This window comes from Kocuria tytonicola (genome assembly GCF_003687175.1).
In the GTDB taxonomy this organism is placed as follows: Bacteria; Actinomycetota; Actinomycetes; order Actinomycetales; family Micrococcaceae; genus Kocuria; species Kocuria tytonicola.
Genome location: NZ_RDEX01000001.1, coordinates 473,623 through 489,433, shown reverse-complemented (window position 1 = coordinate 489,433; position 15,811 = coordinate 473,623). Strand labels below are relative to the sequence as shown.

At 70.8% G+C, this 15,811-nt stretch carries 13 protein-coding genes, 3 tRNA genes and 1 riboswitch; of the genes, 8 read left to right on the top strand and 8 right to left on the bottom strand.

The window, feature by feature from the left end; translation table 11 throughout:
• Nucleotides 1-114: 114 nt before the first annotated feature.
• Nucleotides 115-897 carry an enoyl-CoA hydratase gene (locus EAE32_RS02175; protein WP_121864043.1) on the bottom strand — a complete coding sequence of 261 codons (783 nt, stop codon included), beginning with the start codon at nt 895-897 and terminating at the stop codon, nt 115-117.
• A 134-nt stretch (nt 898-1,031) separates the two neighbouring features.
• Between EAE32_RS02175 and nadE the strand changes: the two genes are divergently transcribed.
• Together nadE and EAE32_RS11855 are read left to right on the top strand one after the other, a co-directional pair.
• Nucleotides 1,032-1,859, top strand: coding sequence for an ammonia-dependent NAD(+) synthetase (nadE, locus tag EAE32_RS02170; RefSeq protein WP_121864042.1), 828 nt, complete (start codon nt 1,032-1,034; stop codon nt 1,857-1,859).
• Between the two features lie 120 nt (nt 1,860-1,979).
• Entirely contained in the window at nt 1,980-2,294 is a 315-nt protein-coding gene (locus EAE32_RS11855) for a hypothetical protein (protein WP_206059887.1), read from the top strand.
• Between the two features lie 211 nt (nt 2,295-2,505).
• Here the strand turns inward: EAE32_RS11855 and nhaA are convergent, their stop codons facing one another.
• Complete coding sequence (nhaA, locus tag EAE32_RS02160) at nt 2,506-3,729, bottom strand: Na+/H+ antiporter NhaA (RefSeq protein WP_243635638.1); 1,224 nt, start codon at nt 3,727-3,729, stop codon at nt 2,506-2,508.
• Nucleotides 3,730-4,097: 368 nt separating this feature from the next.
• Here nhaA and EAE32_RS02155 point away from each other — a divergent pair, with 368 nt between their 5' ends.
• The 3 genes from EAE32_RS02155 (at nt 4,098) to EAE32_RS02140 (ending at nt 7,305) form a co-directional block, all read left to right on the top strand.
• Complete coding sequence (locus tag EAE32_RS02155; RefSeq protein WP_124035152.1) at nt 4,098-4,319, top strand: hypothetical protein; 222 nt, start codon at nt 4,098-4,100, stop codon at nt 4,317-4,319.
• Between the two features lie 600 nt (nt 4,320-4,919).
• Nucleotides 4,920-5,058: riboswitch (TPP riboswitch) on the top strand.
• Between the two features lie 47 nt (nt 5,059-5,105).
• Nucleotides 5,106-5,870, top strand: a complete 765-nt coding sequence (locus EAE32_RS02145; protein WP_121864040.1) for a 3-oxoacyl-ACP reductase — start codon at nt 5,106-5,108, stop codon at nt 5,868-5,870.
• 1 nt (nt 5,871) lies between these two features.
• Complete coding sequence (locus tag EAE32_RS02140) at nt 5,872-7,305, top strand: LLM class flavin-dependent oxidoreductase (protein WP_121864039.1); 1,434 nt, start codon at nt 5,872-5,874, stop codon at nt 7,303-7,305.
• 302 nt (nt 7,306-7,607) lie between these two features.
• Here the strand turns inward: EAE32_RS02140 and EAE32_RS02135 are convergent, their stop codons facing one another.
• The gene (locus tag EAE32_RS02135) at nt 7,608-8,867 is read right to left on the bottom strand and encodes a phospholipase D-like domain-containing protein (protein ID WP_121864038.1); all 1,260 of its coding nucleotides are present in this window, start codon (nt 8,865-8,867) and stop codon (nt 7,608-7,610) included.
• A 261-nt stretch (nt 8,868-9,128) separates the two neighbouring features.
• On the opposite strand from EAE32_RS02135, the gene EAE32_RS02130 reads away from it, so the two are divergent.
• Both EAE32_RS02130 and EAE32_RS02125 read left to right on the top strand, forming a co-directional pair.
• The gene (locus tag EAE32_RS02130; protein WP_121864037.1) at nt 9,129-9,935 is read left to right on the top strand and encodes an exodeoxyribonuclease III; all 807 of its coding nucleotides are present in this window, start codon (nt 9,129-9,131) and stop codon (nt 9,933-9,935) included.
• Between the two features lie 4 nt (nt 9,936-9,939).
• Nucleotides 9,940-11,058: a DUF8083 family protein gene (locus EAE32_RS02125; protein ID WP_121864036.1), complete on the top strand. Its 1,119-nt coding sequence runs from the start codon at nt 9,940-9,942 to the stop codon at nt 11,056-11,058.
• A 268-nt stretch (nt 11,059-11,326) separates the two neighbouring features.
• Here the strand turns inward: EAE32_RS02125 and EAE32_RS02120 are convergent, their stop codons facing one another.
• The gene (locus EAE32_RS02120) at nt 11,327-12,337 is read right to left on the bottom strand and encodes a hypothetical protein (protein ID WP_243635540.1); all 1,011 of its coding nucleotides are present in this window, start codon (nt 12,335-12,337) and stop codon (nt 11,327-11,329) included.
• Nucleotides 12,338-12,675: 338 nt separating this feature from the next.
• Between EAE32_RS02120 and EAE32_RS02115 the strand changes: the two genes are divergently transcribed.
• A complete protein-coding gene (locus EAE32_RS02115) occupies nt 12,676-14,601 on the top strand; it encodes a glycoside hydrolase family 13 protein (RefSeq protein WP_121864035.1) in 1,926 nt (641 codons plus the stop codon).
• A gap of 3 nt (nt 14,602-14,604) precedes the next feature.
• Here the strand turns inward: EAE32_RS02115 and EAE32_RS02110 are convergent, their stop codons facing one another.
• The 4 genes from EAE32_RS02110 to EAE32_RS02095 form a co-directional block, all read right to left on the bottom strand.
• Nucleotides 14,605-15,066, bottom strand: coding sequence for a hypothetical protein (locus EAE32_RS02110; RefSeq protein WP_121846028.1), 462 nt, complete (start codon nt 15,064-15,066; stop codon nt 14,605-14,607).
• 321 nt (nt 15,067-15,387) lie between these two features.
• Nucleotides 15,388-15,460, bottom strand: a tRNA-Phe gene (locus EAE32_RS02105).
• Between the two features lie 75 nt (nt 15,461-15,535).
• Nucleotides 15,536-15,609, bottom strand: a tRNA-Asp gene (locus EAE32_RS02100).
• 88 nt (nt 15,610-15,697) lie between these two features.
• Nucleotides 15,698-15,770: transfer RNA gene (locus tag EAE32_RS02095), tRNA-Glu, on the bottom strand.
• Between the last annotated feature and the right edge of the window lie 41 nt (nt 15,771-15,811).

The following is a 15,811-nucleotide window of genomic DNA, read 5'->3' as shown; positions in this document are numbered from 1 at the left end:
ATTGCAACCGCGCTCCGGGCAGCACGACGGCGCCGCTCCCGGGTTTCCCCCGGAACGGCGCCGTCGGTGCGTGTCACCGGGCGGGCACCACCCCGCGCGGTTCCCTGCTGGTGCTCACTCGTGCGAGAAGTTCGGCTTGCGCTTCTCCGTGAAGGCTGCCATGCCCTCCTTCTGGTCGGCCGTGGAGAACAGCCCGTGGAACACCCGGCGCTCGTACTGCAGCCCGGCGGCCAGGGTGGTCTCGTACGCGGTGTTGACCGTCTCCACGGCGTGCTGGGCCACCGGCTTGGACATGCTCGCGATCTTCCCGGCGACCTCCAGCACGGTGTCCATGAGGGAGTCCGCGGGAACCACGCGGGAGACGAGCCCGGAGCGCTCGGCCTCCTCGGCATCCATCTGGCGACCGGTGAGGATGAGGTCCATGGCCTTGGCCTTGCCCACCGCGCGGGTGAGCCGCTGCGTGCCGCCCATGCCCGGGATGACGCCCAGGGTGATCTCGGGCTGGCCGAACTTGGCGGTGTCCGCGGCAATGATCATGTCGCACATCATGGCCGCCTCGCAGCCACCGCCGAGCGCGTAGCCGGCCACCGCGGCGATCTTGGGGGTGCGCAGCCGGGCAAAGGTGTCCCACGCGGAGAAGAAGTCCTCGCGGTACATGTCCGAGCCGGTCTTGGAGGCCATCTCCTTGATGTCCGCGCCCGCGGCGAACGCCTTCTCGGAGCCGGTCAGCACGATCGCTCCGATCTCCGGATCGCGGTCCAGCTCGGTGGCCGCCGCCACGAGCTCGGTCATGGTCTGCACGTTCAGCGCATTGAGCGCCTTGGGGCGGTTCAGCGTGATCACGCCCACGCGTCCCTCGCGGCGGACCAGGATGGTTTCGTAGCTGTTTTCGCTCATGCGGCCAGCATCTCACGACGCCGCTGTGCCCCGCCTCACACGCGCGGGCGGCGGTCCCCGCGGAGGCGACCCAGCGGCGTCGTGGGCCGGGGGTCCGTCACACCCTTGAAACACGCGCTCGATACGATGACCGCATGCGTGAATTGCAGGCACAGATCATTGCCGAGCTCGGCGTCTCCCCGCAGATCGACCCGGCGCAGGAGGTGGCCCGGCGGGTCGACTTCCTGTGCGACTACCTCCGGGCGACGCACACCAGGGGCTTCGTGCTGGGCATCAGCGGCGGCGTGGACTCCACCCTGGCCGGCCGACTCGCGCAGCTGGCCGTGGAGAAGCTGCGCGAGGACGGTGTGGCCGCGGAGTTCGTGGCCATGCGCCTGCCCTACCGCACGCAGCAGGACGAGGACCACGCCCAGGCCGCCCTCGCGTTCATCGCACCGGACCGGGTGATCACGTACGACGTCGCTCCGGCCGTGGACGGGTTCGAGGCCGCCTACGCCGCGGCGACGGGCGAGCAGCTCACCGACTTCACGCGCGGCAACACCAAGGCCCGCGTGCGCATGACCGCGCAGTACGCGGTGGGCGGGGACCACAGCCTGCTGGTGATCGGCACGGACCACGCCGCGGAGTCCATCACCGGGTTCTTCACGAAGTTCGGGGACGGCGGCGCGGACCTCCTGCCCCTGGCCGGGCTGGACAAGCGCCAGATCCGGCAGCTGCTGGAGCACCTGGGGGCGTCGGAGCGGCTCGTCGGCAAGGTCCCCACTGCGGACCTGCTCAACGACAACCCCGGCCGCACGGACGAGGACGAGCTGGGCCTCACGTACGAGGACATCGACGACTACCTGGAGGGCAAGGACGTCCCCGAGCAGGTGGCGGAGAAGCTGGAGCAGATCTTCCTGCGCTCCCGCCACAAGCGCACCGTGCCGGTGACCCCGGCGGATGCGTGGTGGCGGGAGGGCTGAGCCTGCTGGCGCCCGGGCGAGCCCCGCCGCGGAAACACATCAGCGAACCCTCGCAATCACAAGTAGGGTGATAGTTGCGTCCTCGTGAGACGACGTACCCCTATCGAAGGAGAATTCACCATGCGTAAGACCGCAGCTACCGCCGCTCTGTCCCTGGCCATCCTGTCCGGCCTGTCCGCCCCGGCCATGGCCGCCACGGAGAGCCCCGCTCCCGCCTCCACCCAGCAGGAGGACGAAGGCCACGGCAACGCCGGCCTGTGGGGCCTGCTCGGTCTCGCCGGACTGGGCGGCCTGCTGAAGAAGAACAAGACCGTCCACACGGACCGCACCCACGATGCCCGGCCCGCCGACCGGACCCACACCGCCGGCTCCACGGATCGCGGCCACACCACGGGCACCACCAACGTGGACGGCGCCGACCGCGCCGGTCGCTGATCGACACTGAGTTGCGCAGTTTCTGAGATCCGGAACTGCACCTAGGGGTCCACCCGGTCACGGGCGGGCCCCTAGCCTGTTTCTGGGAGCGCCGTCCCGCGCGGGTCCGCGCGGATCCGCCCCCGCGAACTGCGCTGGAGCGGCCGGGAAAGGTCCGGATGGAAAGGGCGCGGCCATGAGACCCTTCCGGGGCGGCGCGGGGTGCGGCGGGTCAGGACGCGGCCGGCGACGTCACGCCAGCAGGGTTGTCCCGGTAGCGGCGGTTCCGGACGGCCAGCAGTCCACCGGCCAGCACCGCCGCCAGCACCGAGGCGGTCAGGACGGCCACCTTGGCCTGGTCCCCGGCCGCAGCGGCCGGGTCGAAGCTCAGCTCGGAGATCAGCAGGGAGACCGTGAAGCCGATGCCCGCGAGCAGCGCGACCCCCAGCAGGTCGATCCACTGGAACGAGGCGTCGAGCTTGCGCCCCGTGAGCTTCGTGGTGAGCCACGTGGCACCCATGATCCCGAGCGGTTTGCCCACCACGAGGCCCGCAATGGTGCCGAGGGTGACCGGGGCCGCGAGCGCCGTCGTCAGCCCGTCCCAGCCGCCCACCGCCACGCCCGCGGAGAAGAACGCGAAGACCGGCACCGCGAACCCAGCGGACAGGGGCCGGACGCGGTGCTCCAGATGCTCGGCGAGTTCCACCGGCTCCCCGCTCGCCTTGGCCCCCATGACCGGAACCGCGAAGCCCAGCAGGACGCCCGCCACCGTGGCGTGGATCCCGGCCTCGTGCACCAGAGCCCACGTGACCGCGGCCAGCGGCACCAGGATGACCCACGCGGCCCAGGTGCGGCGGGCGAAGAAGCGCGGGAACCGGTGCGTCACGAGACCGAACACGGCCAGCGGGACGAGCGCGAGGAGCAGCGGCAGCACGTGCACGTCGTCGGCGTAGAAGACGGCGATGATCGTGATGGCGAGCAGGTCGTCCACCACGGCGAGCGTGAGCAGGAACAGCCGCAGCGCGCTGGGCAGGTGTGAGCCCACGATCGCGAGCACCGCCACGGCGAACGCGATGTCCGTGGCTGTGGGGATGGCCCAGCCGCCCAGGGTCTCGGGGCCCGCCAGGTTGACCGCCGCGTAGATCAGCGCGGGCACGACGACGCCGCCCACGGCCGCCGCGATCGGCACCGCCGCCTTGCCCAGGTCCCGCAGGTCACCGGCAACGAACTCGCGCTTGAGCTCAAGGCCCACGAGGAAGAAGAAGATGGCGAGCAGACCGTCCGCGGCCCAGGTGCCGAGGCTGAGGTTCAGGTGCCACGGCTCGTAACCCACCTTGAGGTCCCGCAGGGCGAAGTAGTTGTCCGCAAAAGGAGAGTTGGCCCAGAGGATCGCGAGGACGGCGGCGACCACCAGGAGAACACCGGCCACGGTCTCCTCGCGGAGGAAGGCCAGCAGGCGGGAGAGGCGCGAGGGCTTCCGGTTCTCCGGGGCGTTCTCGGGAGAAAGGGTCTGGGCGGCACCTGCAGAGCCGTCGGCGGCGAGCGCATCAACGGCGCCGGACGTGTCCAGGGCAGGAGTGAGCGAGGAATGAGGGGGCAAAGGGGCCTCCGGGAGTCGACGGGCAACATGAGATTTCCGCCGACCAGACTTCCCGGCACACCAGCCATCAAGGGTAGCAGGTGGGGGTTGCGGGCACTCGGGGCGGTCACCCGGCACAGCCACCAGGCCGGGGCGGACCAGGGTCCGGGGCGTGGCCCGGACGGGGCCACGCCCCAGGATTCCCGGCACCTGACATGCGACCCCTGGGTGCGTACGGTGGGCAGATGCTCAAGCGGAAATCGGTGGGTTACCTGATCCAGGGATCGGTCATGCTGGCCCTCTTCGTGATCACCATCATCGGCGCCAGGGAATCGTGGCTCCTCATGACAGCGGAACTCTTGTTCGCGTTCATCTTCTTCCGCAGAGCATGGCAGGAACGTCGAGCGGAGACCGCCGCCGATCAGAACAGGGCCGAGCGCGAAGCACAGGACCCCACCCGCCCGTGAGAGCGGTGCCAGGGGCTCGGGCGATCGCGGCTCTACGACCCCGTTCCAACCATTGGCCCATGGAAAGGTCTGACTCTCGGGCGTGGGCGGGCATGGATGAACTACTCAGCCCGATTCCGGTAACGCCCCCAGAGCCAACCGGAGCGGCCAACCATAAGACTGGCTCCCCACAGGAGCAGGATCACGGGTGGAATCAGCGTCATCATGGGCGGTTGGTCCACGACCGTCATTGCACCGCCGACATTGCGCCAGGTGCACGTGTGGCCCAGCGGCACCCAGCTCCACCCCGGTTCGCCGAACACCGATCCTCCGTCCGCGAGTTCACAAGAGGTCGGCCCAGAATAGACAAGGCGCTCCGCAATCAGTGCCGCCATCCAGAGCAGCGTCGCGGCGAGCCACAATATCCATCCTGTGCGCCGGGCGCGCGTCATGGGAACGTTCCTTGCCATCCGCTCATCCTCACTGCGGGCCTACGAACCGGGACCATTTCCAGGGCGCATTCCTCGATGCAAACATTGTGTCCAGCTCTAGCATCTGCCGCTGAGCGAGGACTGGTCGTGCGACAGCCCCTTCCCCTTCACCGCCCCTGGCTACACTGGCCCCAGTGACACGGGGTGCCGTTGCCCGTTCCCTCGCTCGCGCGCTCGATGCAGCGCACCGCGGGGACCGCCGCGGCTGAGATGACACCCGTCGAACCTGTCCAGTTAGTACTGGCGAAGGGATGTCACGGTGGCTCCGCGCAGGTGGTGCACCGCGTTCTTCGCCGTGAGCCACACAGGAGTGAGCATGCGGATCGACAACACCATCGTCCTGGTCACCGGAGGCGCCCGTGGCCTGGGGGAGCACCTCAGCAGGGCGTTCGCGCGGGAGGGCGCGCGCGTCGTCGTCAACTACCACGCGAGCGAGGACCTCGCCCGGGCGCTGGTACGTGAGCTCGGGGAGGACCGGGCACTGGCGGTCCAGGCGGACGTGCGGGACGCGCAACAGGTGCGGGACATGGTCGCCCGGGCGCGGGAGCACTTCGGGGCGCCCGTCACGGTGGCCGTGAACAACGCGCTGGTGGACTTCAGCTTCAACGGGGACGCCCGCCCCACGCTGGAGGACCTGACCGCGGAGGACCTGACGCGGCAGTTCGAGGGTGCCGTGGTGGGTGCCCTCAACGTGATGCAGGCGGTGGCCCCCGGCATGGCGGAGACGGGCCGCGGGCGCATCATCAACATCGGCACCAACCTCTTCCAGAACCCCGTGGTCCCCTACCACGACTACACCGCCGCGAAGGCCGCCCTGCTCTCCCTCACGCGCACCGCCGCCAAGGACCTGGGCCCGCAGGGCATCACGGTGAACATGCTCTCCGGCGGCCTGCTCCGCACCACGGATGCGAGCGCCGCCACCCCGGACGAGGTCTTCGACGTCATTGCCGCCGGCACTCCCCTGGGCCGCGTGACCACCCCCGAGGAGTTCGCGGACACCGCCCTGTTCTTCGCCTCGGACTGGTCGCGCGGGGTCACCGGGCAGAACCTCGTGGTCGACGGCGGACTGGTGATGGACTGACATGACGGCATCCTCCGAGCACGACGACGACGCCGCGCCGGGTCCCGCTGCCACGGCGGGTTCCGCGGCGCGTCCTGCCGCGGCCGACGACGATCATTCCCCGGGCACGCGCGCTCGGGCCGCGAGCGGTGCGGACACGCAAGACCGCTCCGGCCGCCGACTGCACCTCAACGCCTTCCTCTACGGCACGGGCCACCACCAGGCGGCGTGGCGTGCACCGGACTCCGCGGTGCACCGGCTCACGGACATCGGCTACTACGAGGAGCTGGCCCGGACGGCGGAGCGCGGCCTGTTCGACGCCGTGTTCTTCGCGGACGGCCACAGCGTGGGGGACGTCTCCGGCGGGCCCCACTGGTCCCTGGAACCGCTGACCGCACTGTCCGCGATGGCGCGCGTCACCGACCGCATCGGCCTGGTGTGCACGGTGTCCTCCACCTTCTTCACCCCGTTCCACGCGGCCCGGATGCTGGCCTCCCTGGACCACATCTCGGGCGGGCGCGCGGGGTGGAACGTGGTGACCTCCATGTGGGACGCGGAGGCCCGTAACCACGGTTACGAGGCCATGCCGCCCAAGGACGAGCGGTACGAGCGCGCCCGCGAGTTCGTGGCGGTCGCCCGCGCCCTGTGGGCCAGCTGGGACTCGGACGCAGTCACCGCAAACCGGGACGGCCAGTGGGCGAACCCGGCCAAGCTGCACCCGGTGCACCACCAGGGCAAGCACTTCCTGGTGGACGGCCCCCTCACGGTGCCGCGCTGCCCGCAGGGTGAGCCGGTGCTCTTCCAGGCGGGAGCCTCGGGGCCCGGGAAGGCCCTGGCGGGGGACGTTGCCGAGGGGATCTACGCCGTGGCCTACGACCTCCCGGCAGCCCAGGGGTACTACGCGGACGTGAAGTCCCACGTGGCCGCAGCGGGCCGGGACCCGGACTCCGTGGTGGTCATGCCCGGTCTGGTGACCTACGTGGGCCGCACCCACGAGGAGGCACGGGCCAAGCAGGAGCGCGTGGACCGGCTCCTGCCGGTGGAGCAGTCACTGGCGCAGCTCTCCACGTTCGTGGAGCAGGACTGCTCGGGCTGGGACCTGGACGCGCCCGTCCCCGACCTGGCCCCGCTGGAGGAGTTCACCGGACCGCAGGGCCGCTACGGCACCATCCTGCGCATCGTGGAGGCCGAGAACCCCACGGTCCGCCAGCTGCTCGGACGCCTGGCCGCAGGCGGCGGGCACTGCACCATGGTGGGCACCCCCGAGTCCATCGCGGACCGGATGCAGGAGTGGTTCGAGAACGGCGGCGCGGACGGCTTCAACCTCATGCCGCCCGTGCAGCCGGACGCCCTCACGGACTTCGTGGACCTCGTGGTCCCCGAGCTGCAACGCCGCGGCCTGTTCCGCACCAAGTACACCGCCACCACCCTGCGCGGGCACCTCACGCAGGCCTGACGCCCCACCCCACGACCCTCGGGATCAAGTGCAGAAATTGCCGCTCTGGGGCTGATCGGCGGCATGATCTGCACTTGATCCCAGTGAGAGGGCGCGCGGGTGAGGGTGGCAGGTGACGGGGCAGGGGTAAGGCGAGGGGTGTCGGTGGCACCCAGGGTGGTGACGGGCGTGGGGAAGCCGGCCGTGCGGCGTCGTCGGGCCCCACGAACCCCGGTCTCAAGTGCAGCAACTGCCATTTTCGGGCCGATCGGCGGCACTATCTGTACTTAATACCGCGATGAGAGACGAGGGGCGCGGAACGGTCAGAGCAGGGGGCGCAGGGGAACCAGCAGGACCTCCGCGACCCGCGCCATGGGGTGGCGCTCACGCCACCGCGGGGAGGTGAGCTCCTCGCAGTGCTCGCTGTCCGACAGGAAGACCTTCTCCATCTGCGCCGCGAAGTCCGGGTCCACGATCTCCACGTTGGTCTCGTAGTTGAAGGACAGGGAGAGGCGGTCCAGGTTGGCGGTGCCCACGGTGGACCACTCGCCGTCGATCGTGGCGGTCTTGGCGTGGATCATGCACGCGCCGTAGAGCAGGATGGTCACCCCGCCGCGCAGCAGCTGCCCGTAGAACCCGCGGGAGACCCAGTCCGCCAGGATGTGGTTGGAGTCCTTGGGGACCATGATCCGCACATCCACCCCGCGGGCGGCCGCGTCCAGGAGGGTGTCCAGGATCTGCTGGTCCGGGATGAAGTAGGGGGTGTTGATCCAGATGTGGTGCTGGGCCCGGTCGATCGCGTTCATGTACATCTCGCGGATGGGGTACACGATCTGGATGGGCAGGTTCGCGTTCACCCGCACCTCCGGGTCCCAGCTCTTGGGCGCAATCCACTCGATCGACGTGCCCGGCTCGCGGTCCTCGTTCCACACCGTGGCCACCGCGTTGCGCAGCCCCCACACCGCCGGGCCGACCTCCCGGACGTGCGTGTCCCGCCACTGCCGGGAGTACAGGGAGCCGATGTTGAACCCGCCCACGAAGCCGATCTCGTCGTCCACCACCAGGATCTTGGAGTGGTTCAGCCCCGAGAACCGCAGGGGCCCCTTCCAGAACGGGCGGCGCAGGAACGGCATCCGGAACACGTTGACCTTGCTGTCGAAGCTGTAGAAGGTCCGCGGGACCACCAGGTTGGCGAAGCCGTCGTAGATCACGAACACGTCCACACCGCGCTCGGCCGCACGGTTCATGGCGTCCAGGAACCGCTGGCCGAGCTCGTCGTTCTTCCAGATGAACGTCTCCATGTGGATGGCCCGCTCGGCGCCCTCGATGGCTTCCAGCATGTCCTCGTACACGTCCTGACCGGAGGTGTACACGGTCAGCGCCGAGTCCTGCACCTGTGCGGTGTACGTGCCGGGGCGGGGAGCATCACGCTGCTTGCGCCCGCGCTGCTTCCACCAGTCGATGCCCGCGAGCGACGCCACCACCACGGCCTGCGCCCCCAGCAGGGACCCGGCACCCACACCGGCGGCCTTGAGGAGGATCCGGTGTTCTCTGATCTCGGACAGCACCCGCGTTGCGCTCATGGGCTCACACTACTTGGCCCCCACCACCCCGCGGGGTGCCGCGCCGGGTGGCGGGTGGGAGCACGTGGCGCGCGGGCGCGGCCCCGCCGCGTGACGGGCCCACCACGTGAGCGGCCCCGAGCGGCGTCGTCCAGGGACCGGACCCGCCCAGCCTCCTGGAACGGGCGGGCGGCAGGCCGGGGACAGCGCCGTCGTCGGGGCCGGGAACCGGGTGCCGCGCCGGTTTCTCCCCCGGCCCGCGGGGTGGCTACGGTGGTCCCCATGAGAATCGCCACGTGGAACGTGAACTCCATCCGCGCCCGCGCAGACCGCATCGAGGCGTGGCTCGACCGCTCGGACGTGGACGTCCTGGCCATCCAGGAGACCAAGGCCAAGGACGAGAACTTCCCGTGGGAGCTCTTCGAGTTCGCGGGCTACGAGGTGGCGCACTTCGGCGTGAACCAGTGGAACGGCGTGGCGATCGCGTCCCGCGTGGGCCTGAAGGACGTGGAGCGCACGTTCCCGGACCAGCCCTCGTTCGGCAAGCCGGGACAGGAACCCGCGCAGGAGGCCCGCGCGATCGCGGCCACGTGCGACGGCGTGCGCGTGTGGTCCCTCTACGTGCCCAACGGCCGCGGCCTGGAGGACCCCCACATGCCGTACAAGCTCGAGTGGCTGAAGGTGCTGGAGGGCCACGCCAAGCAGTGGCTGCAGGACGACCCCGAGGCGCAGATCGCCCTGGTGGGCGACTGGAACGTGGCCCCGCGGGACGAGGACGTGTGGGACATCCAGCTCTTCCAGGAGGGCGGCTACACGCACGTCTCACCGCCGGAGCGCGCCGCGTTCCACGCCTTCCTCGAGGACGCCGGCTACCGGGACGTCGTCCGCGAGCGCCACCCCGGCCCCGGCGTGTACACCTACTGGGACTACACGCAGCTGCGCTTTCCCAAGAAGGAGGGCATGCGCATCGACTTCCAGCTGTGCTCTCCGGCGCTCGCGGACCGCGTCACGGACGCCTGGATCGACCGCGACGAGCGCAAGGGCAAGGGCGCCTCGGACCACGCGCCCGTCGTGATCGAGATCGACTGACGCCGTGCCCCTCCTCAACGCGGGCAGCGCGTACCGCAGCATCACGGGCCCGCCCCACCGGTTCGCGCTGCGCGTCTACGTCCCCCAGCAGGAGCTCGACGCGGTCTACGCCCCCGGCATCACCCGCGCCCTGGACCCCTTCACCGCCGGCGTGCACGAGCTCTCCGAGCAGCTGGCCCGCCTGTGCGACACGTCCCAGCCCCTGCTCCCGCCCGCCCAGGACCCGATGTGGCGCATGCCGTTCTCCACGGCTCCCGCGGGTGCGCGGCGGCTGGGCGGTTTGTCGGGCGGTGGCGCGCCGGGGCTGCGGGGGGCTTCGGCAGGTGGCGCCCAGGGCGTCGGAGCGTCGGGCGGCGATGCCTCGGGCAGTGGCGCCCCGGGAGGTGGTGCCTCGGGCGGCGGTGCGTCGCAGAACGGCCCATCCCAGAACGGCCCGCTGCAGGACGGCGCGCCTCGTGTGCCCGGCACGCCACCCGTCCCGGCTCCTGCGGGGGACTTCCCCGTGTTCCACCCCACCCAGCGCCTGCGCCGCTCCCTGCGCCTGTTCACGGCCGCCGAGAACGAGGACAGCGCCCAGCTGCTGCCGCTGCTGGTCCCCGAGGGCCAGGTGGACGACGCCGCCCGCGCCACCTCCCGGGAGAGCTTCCTCCCCGTCTACACCCGAGAGTCCTCGTACGTGGTGCCGCTGGCGTGGTTCGCCGCGTTCGCCCCCGAGGACCGCGTGACGTCCCGGCACTCCGGGCACGAGGTGCACCGGCTCGTGGCCCCCGCGGACGCCGCCGCCCGCCGCGCCCTCCGGGCCGCGCAGACCGTCGACGACGCCGGACGGGCCGTCTCCGGCGACGCCCCCGAGGAGGACCTCCCCGACGAGGCCCGGCAGGCCGCCGCGTTCGCCCACGACCTCACCCGGCTGGGCCGCTGGCTGGACTCCTTCAGCCCCGCCTCCCTGGTGAGCCTGGACTACGGCGCCCTGGCGGACCGGATCCAGCCGGACGAGTCTCCGCAGGACATGTCCGACGCCGTGGAGCTCCTCCGCGAGGGGGACTTCGGGTCCGCCACTGCGGCGCTGCGCCGAATCTTCATGCGCTGGGCCCCGCTGGCGCAGCTGCAGCAGGCGAACTGAGGAGCGCCGTAGCGAGGCTGCTGTGGTGCCCTGATGCCCTGATGCCCTGATGCCCTGATGCCGCATTTACTCCGTTATTGCAGATTTCGCGGCACTGCGGTGCATTTGCTCCACCAGAAACCACTGCAGAACCTGTGGCACCGCCCCCACCCGCTTCGCCCCTGCCCCTGCCCCGCTCCCTGCCCGCCCGCTCGGTCCGTTGCATCTGCTCCGTTATTGCAGAATCCGGTGCGCTGGCGTGCACTTGCTCCACACGACAGCATGGAGATCAGCCCAGTGTGCGGCGGAGACGGGCCAGCCATGTCTCCCGCCTGGCCGGGTTGCGGAGATCGTCCCAGGTGAGCACGGTGACGTCCCACCCCGCGTCACGCAGGAGGGACAGGCGGTACATCTCATCCCGGTACTGACCAATCTCCTGCGCATGCACGGCGCCGTTGTACTCGAGGGCGACCCGAGCGCCAGGCCATGCCAGGTCGAGGATGAAAGTGCGACCTGCCACGTCCACCGCGTGATTGAGTGCGGGCTCGGGCAGACCGTGACGGTCGATGACCAGGCGGGCCAGAGTCTCCGCCGGCGACCAGCAGGGGGATCGGGCATCCCGCCACGCCCGGTGCAGCCGAATGACCCCGCGGGCGTGAGGAGGGAGGGACTGCAAACACTCTTCCAGATGTCCTCGGGAGAACGTCAGGGGTTGTGAGGTCCCCAGAACGCAGAATCGAGTGGAGAGCAGCGCGTCCAGACAGGCCGTGATGCGCCACGGCGGGAGTATCAGGGCAAGCCGGGCCAGGGATTCCAGGGGATGGGCGATGCGGCTCCCCCACGGCCCCTCGAGATCCGGGAGGCCGTGCGACTTGGCGATTCTGATGCCTTCCTGCTGCGACTGGACCCGGTGGTCCGTCCACAGGAGCTCCACTCGCTGCTGCGCGGCAACGAGACCGTCGGCCGCAGACCGCGGGGCCACCTGCTTCCTCGGCTGTCGCCCTCGGCTGAGAACACCGAGCACCCACGGCTCGGTCCCGCCCACGGGGAGTCGTAGCAGCTCCAGCCCCCGCACACCGCTCACCACGAGCCCAGCCTGAGGACCGCACAGGTGCTTCTGCAGGAGAACTGCGCGCTCCACGTCCGTGAGCGGCTGGTCCTGGAGCACCCACAGTCCTCGTGCGAGTCGCTGGATGCCCGGTGCTCCGAGCAGCTGGGAGGCCCGGCCACCCGCTTCTGAGGTGCTCACCACCGCGGGTTCGGAGGGGAACGGAACGGGTCGCTGCTGGTAGAACACCATGACCGGACTCTAGGAAAAATCGCTCCTGAGCGCGGCGGGTTGTCCACAGCCCTCGCCGGACGCCCGCGGAGGTTCCCGGACGCCGTCGGCCGGAGCAAATGCGCCGGAGAGGCCGGAAATCTGCAACAACGGAGCAAATGCAGCGCGGCGTTGCCCGAGCAGGTGAGCCCACGCCTCGGCAGATGTGGCTGCGGACATGGCGGTGGCGGGCGTATTGCGGTCCCTGGTGTGGTTTCTGGTGGAGCAAATGCAGCGCGGCTCACTCACAACAGCATTAGCGGAGCAATTGCAACGGGGCATGGACGCGGGGCGGGAGCGCCGGTGGGTAGCCTGGGGCGGTGACTTCTTCCCAGACCGTCTTCTGCGCCCCGTCCGGTTCCGAGTGGTGGCGCGACGCCGTCATTTACCAGGTCTACCCGCGCTCCTTCAAGGACTCCAACGGTGACGGCATGGGTGATCTGGGCGGCGTGACCCAGAAGCTCCCCTACCTGCAGCGCCTGGGCGTGGATGCCGTGTGGCTCTCCCCGTTCTACCTCTCGCCGCAGCACGACGCCGGGTACGACGTCGCGGACTACCGCACCGTGGACCCCCGCTTCGGCACGCTCGAGGACTTCGACCGGATGCGCGAGGAAGCCCAGCGCCTGGGGCTGAAGGTGATCGTGGACCTGGTGCCCAACCACACCTCCGAGGACCACGAGTGGTTCCGGGCCGCTCTGGCCTCCGCACCCGGCTCCCCCGAGCGCGAGCGCTACATCTTCCGCGACGGCACCGGCGAGAACGGTGAGCAGCCGCCCAACAACTGGAACTCCGTCTTCGGCGGACGTGCGTGGACCCGGGTGCCGGACGGCCAGTGGTACCTGCACCTCTTCGACTCCTCCCAGCCGGACCTGAACTGGGAGAATTCGGAGGTCTGGGAGGAGTTCCGCGCCATCCTGCGGTTCTGGCTGGACCGCGGCGCGGACGGCTTCCGCGTGGACGTGGCCCACGGCATGATCAAGGCGGACGGCCTCCCGGACTGGGACGAGCAGGTCCACATGGTGGAGGGCACCACGGAGGACGACGACGCCCCGGCCACCGGCACCGCGCAGGCCACCTCCTCGGCGGCCACCGCCCAGGACACCCTCGGCCCGGAGACGGTGGGCACGGAGCAGGGCACCTCCCCCACCGGCGACTCCCCGACGGACACCCCTCTCGCCGCCGCGCCCGGCCCCGAAACCGTGGGCGCCGAGCAGGGGGCGGCCTCCGGCGTGGAGGGTGCGGGCGGCGTCGTGCCCGGCGACGACACCGGGGAGCCCGAGAAGACCATGGACACCGGCCCGTACTTCGACCAGGAGGGCGTGCACGAGATCTACCGCGACTGGCACCGCATCCTGGAGGAGTACCCCGGGGACCGGATGCTCGTGGTGGAGGCGTGGGTGGGCCCGCCGCCGCGCCTGGCCCGCTACGTACGCCCGGACGAGGCGCAGCAGGCCTTCAACTTCGACTTCCTGGTGGCGGGCTGGCACCGGGACCGGATGCGGAACGTCATCGACGACTCCCTGCGTGCCAACTACGAGGTGGGTGCCCCCTGCACCTGGGTGCTCTCCAACCACGACACCGTGCGCCACGCCTCCCGCTACGGGCTGGGCTCCCGCACGGCGTACCCCAACGGCATCGGGGCGCAGGACGAGCAGCCGCTCCACGGCCAGGGCCTGCGCCGGGCCCGCGCCGCGGCGCTGGTGGAGCTCTCCCTGCCCGGTTCCGCGTACGTCTACCAGGGCGACGAGCTGGGCCTGCCGGAGCACACCGCGCTTCCCGACGACGCCCGCGAGGACCCCGCGTTCCACCGCACCGGGGGCGCGGAGCTGGGGCGCGACGGCGCTCGCGTGCCGCTGCCCTGGTCTCCGGTGGGCGAGGGGCTGGGCTTCGGTCCGAACCCGTGGCTGCCGCAGCCGGAGTCTTTCAACGGGATCACCGTGGACCACCAGGAGGGCGATCCGCAGTCCACGCTGAACCTGTACCGGCGGGCCCTGCGGCTGCGCTCGGAGCTGGGGCTGGGCACCGCGGACTTCGCGTGGCACCCGCTGAGCGAGGACCGGGCCAACGTCCTCGCCTACATGCTGAGCACGGCGGACGGCCGCACGGTGATGGTCGCGGCGAACCTCGGGGAGGACGCCGTGGGCTTCGAGGAGCTCACCCGCGGCACGCAGCTGCTCACGAGCGGGCAGGACGCCGTGGTCACCGGCCGGCTCACGGTGGACAGCGCGGTGTGGCTCGCCCTCTGAGCCTCAGCGCGGGGACGCGGTGGCGCAGTGGGACTGCAGCCAGGCCTCTGCGGGCGCCAGCGCCTCGTGGACCTGCACGACCTCGGCCGGCTGCAGGGTGTCCCCCGCGTCCGCGAGGACCTTTCCGGCCTCCGCGAACGCGGGACGCACGGCGGCGGGCAGCTGGTCCTGCAGCTCGGTGAGGGACTCGCGGGCCTGGCGCACGGCGTCGTCGTCCGGGTGCTCGTCCTCCGCGTCGCCCGTGAGGGGGAGCAGCTCCAGCCCGCTGTAGGCCTCGGCGACGTCGAAGCAGGACTGCGTGTCCACCGGGGCGCCGGATGCGCTGGCCCCGGAGGGCGTGGGGGTGGGCGTCACGGGGGAGAGCTCGATCGCGGTGCTCCTGGTGGGGTGCTGCCCGCATCCGGTGAGCGCCAGGGAGAGGACCAGGGCGGCGAGTCCACCGAGCATGCGCCTGCGGTGCGTCATGGCGGCGCCCCTCCCGGTCGTGCGCGCGGCCCGCGCGCTGGTTCTCGTGGGCGGCCGGGTCCCCGGCACGGGGCCGCCCCGGAGACGCGGCACCGGAACGCCCGCGGTGGGGGACGGTACCGCCAGCAGACCCCACGGTAGAGCCGCAACCTCGGCGCAGGCTGAGGGTGCGGGGCGAGCCCACGATGTGTGGCCCGGGTGGACGAGTGCCCGCCGCGGCGGAGGAACGGGGCCAGCAGAACGGCCCCCGGACGGCACGAGCGGCCCCAGGGGCCCGGACAGCAAAGAACCCCCGCGTGTAGAAGCCACGCGGGGGTTCAGTGGCTCCGACCGGCGTCGATCCGGTGACCTTACGATTTTCAGTCGTACGCTCTACCAACTGAGCTACAGAGCCAGGCACTCCCGGGAGCAGAACTCTCGGTGATATGCCGCGACGGCGCGAAAAGTTGCCTTTTCATCGCCGTCTGAGCGACCCTGACGGGACTTGAACCCGCGACCTCCGCCGTGACAGGGCGGCGCGCTAACCAACTGCGCTACAGGGCCTTGGTTGTTTCCAACGAGTGGATATCCTACCAGGTCCAACGCTTCGCTGTGCAAATCGAGCGCCTGGCGGGCTTCCCCGTGGAAAACGTACCCCCAACGGGATTCGAACCCGTGCCGCCGCCGTGAAAGGGCGGTGTCCTAGGCCGCTAGACGATGGGGGCCAGAACCTCGTCCGGGCACTGCGCAGGCAGCACGGACGATG

Excerpts from the sequence above, each read along its gene's own strand:
- EAE32_RS02175 (WP_121864043.1), bottom strand. The coding sequence starts at position 897 with ATGAGCGAAAACAGCTACGAAACCATCCTGGTCCGCCGCGAGGGACGC.
- nadE (WP_121864042.1), top strand. The coding sequence starts at position 1,032 with ATGCGTGAATTGCAGGCACAGATCATTGCCGAGCTCGGCGTCTCCCCG.
- EAE32_RS11855 (WP_206059887.1), top strand. The coding sequence starts at position 1,980 with ATGCGTAAGACCGCAGCTACCGCCGCTCTGTCCCTGGCCATCCTGTCC.
- EAE32_RS02155 (WP_124035152.1), top strand. The coding sequence starts at position 4,098 with ATGCTCAAGCGGAAATCGGTGGGTTACCTGATCCAGGGATCGGTCATG.
- EAE32_RS02145 (WP_121864040.1), top strand. The coding sequence starts at position 5,106 with ATGCGGATCGACAACACCATCGTCCTGGTCACCGGAGGCGCCCGTGGC.
- EAE32_RS02140 (WP_121864039.1), top strand. The coding sequence starts at position 5,872 with ATGACGGCATCCTCCGAGCACGACGACGACGCCGCGCCGGGTCCCGCT.
- EAE32_RS02135 (WP_121864038.1), bottom strand. The coding sequence starts at position 8,867 with ATGAGCGCAACGCGGGTGCTGTCCGAGATCAGAGAACACCGGATCCTC.
- EAE32_RS02130 (WP_121864037.1), top strand. The coding sequence starts at position 9,129 with ATGAGAATCGCCACGTGGAACGTGAACTCCATCCGCGCCCGCGCAGAC.
- EAE32_RS02120 (WP_243635540.1), bottom strand. The coding sequence starts at position 12,337 with ATGGTGTTCTACCAGCAGCGACCCGTTCCGTTCCCCTCCGAACCCGCG.
- EAE32_RS02110 (WP_121846028.1), bottom strand. The coding sequence starts at position 15,066 with ATGACGCACCGCAGGCGCATGCTCGGTGGACTCGCCGCCCTGGTCCTC.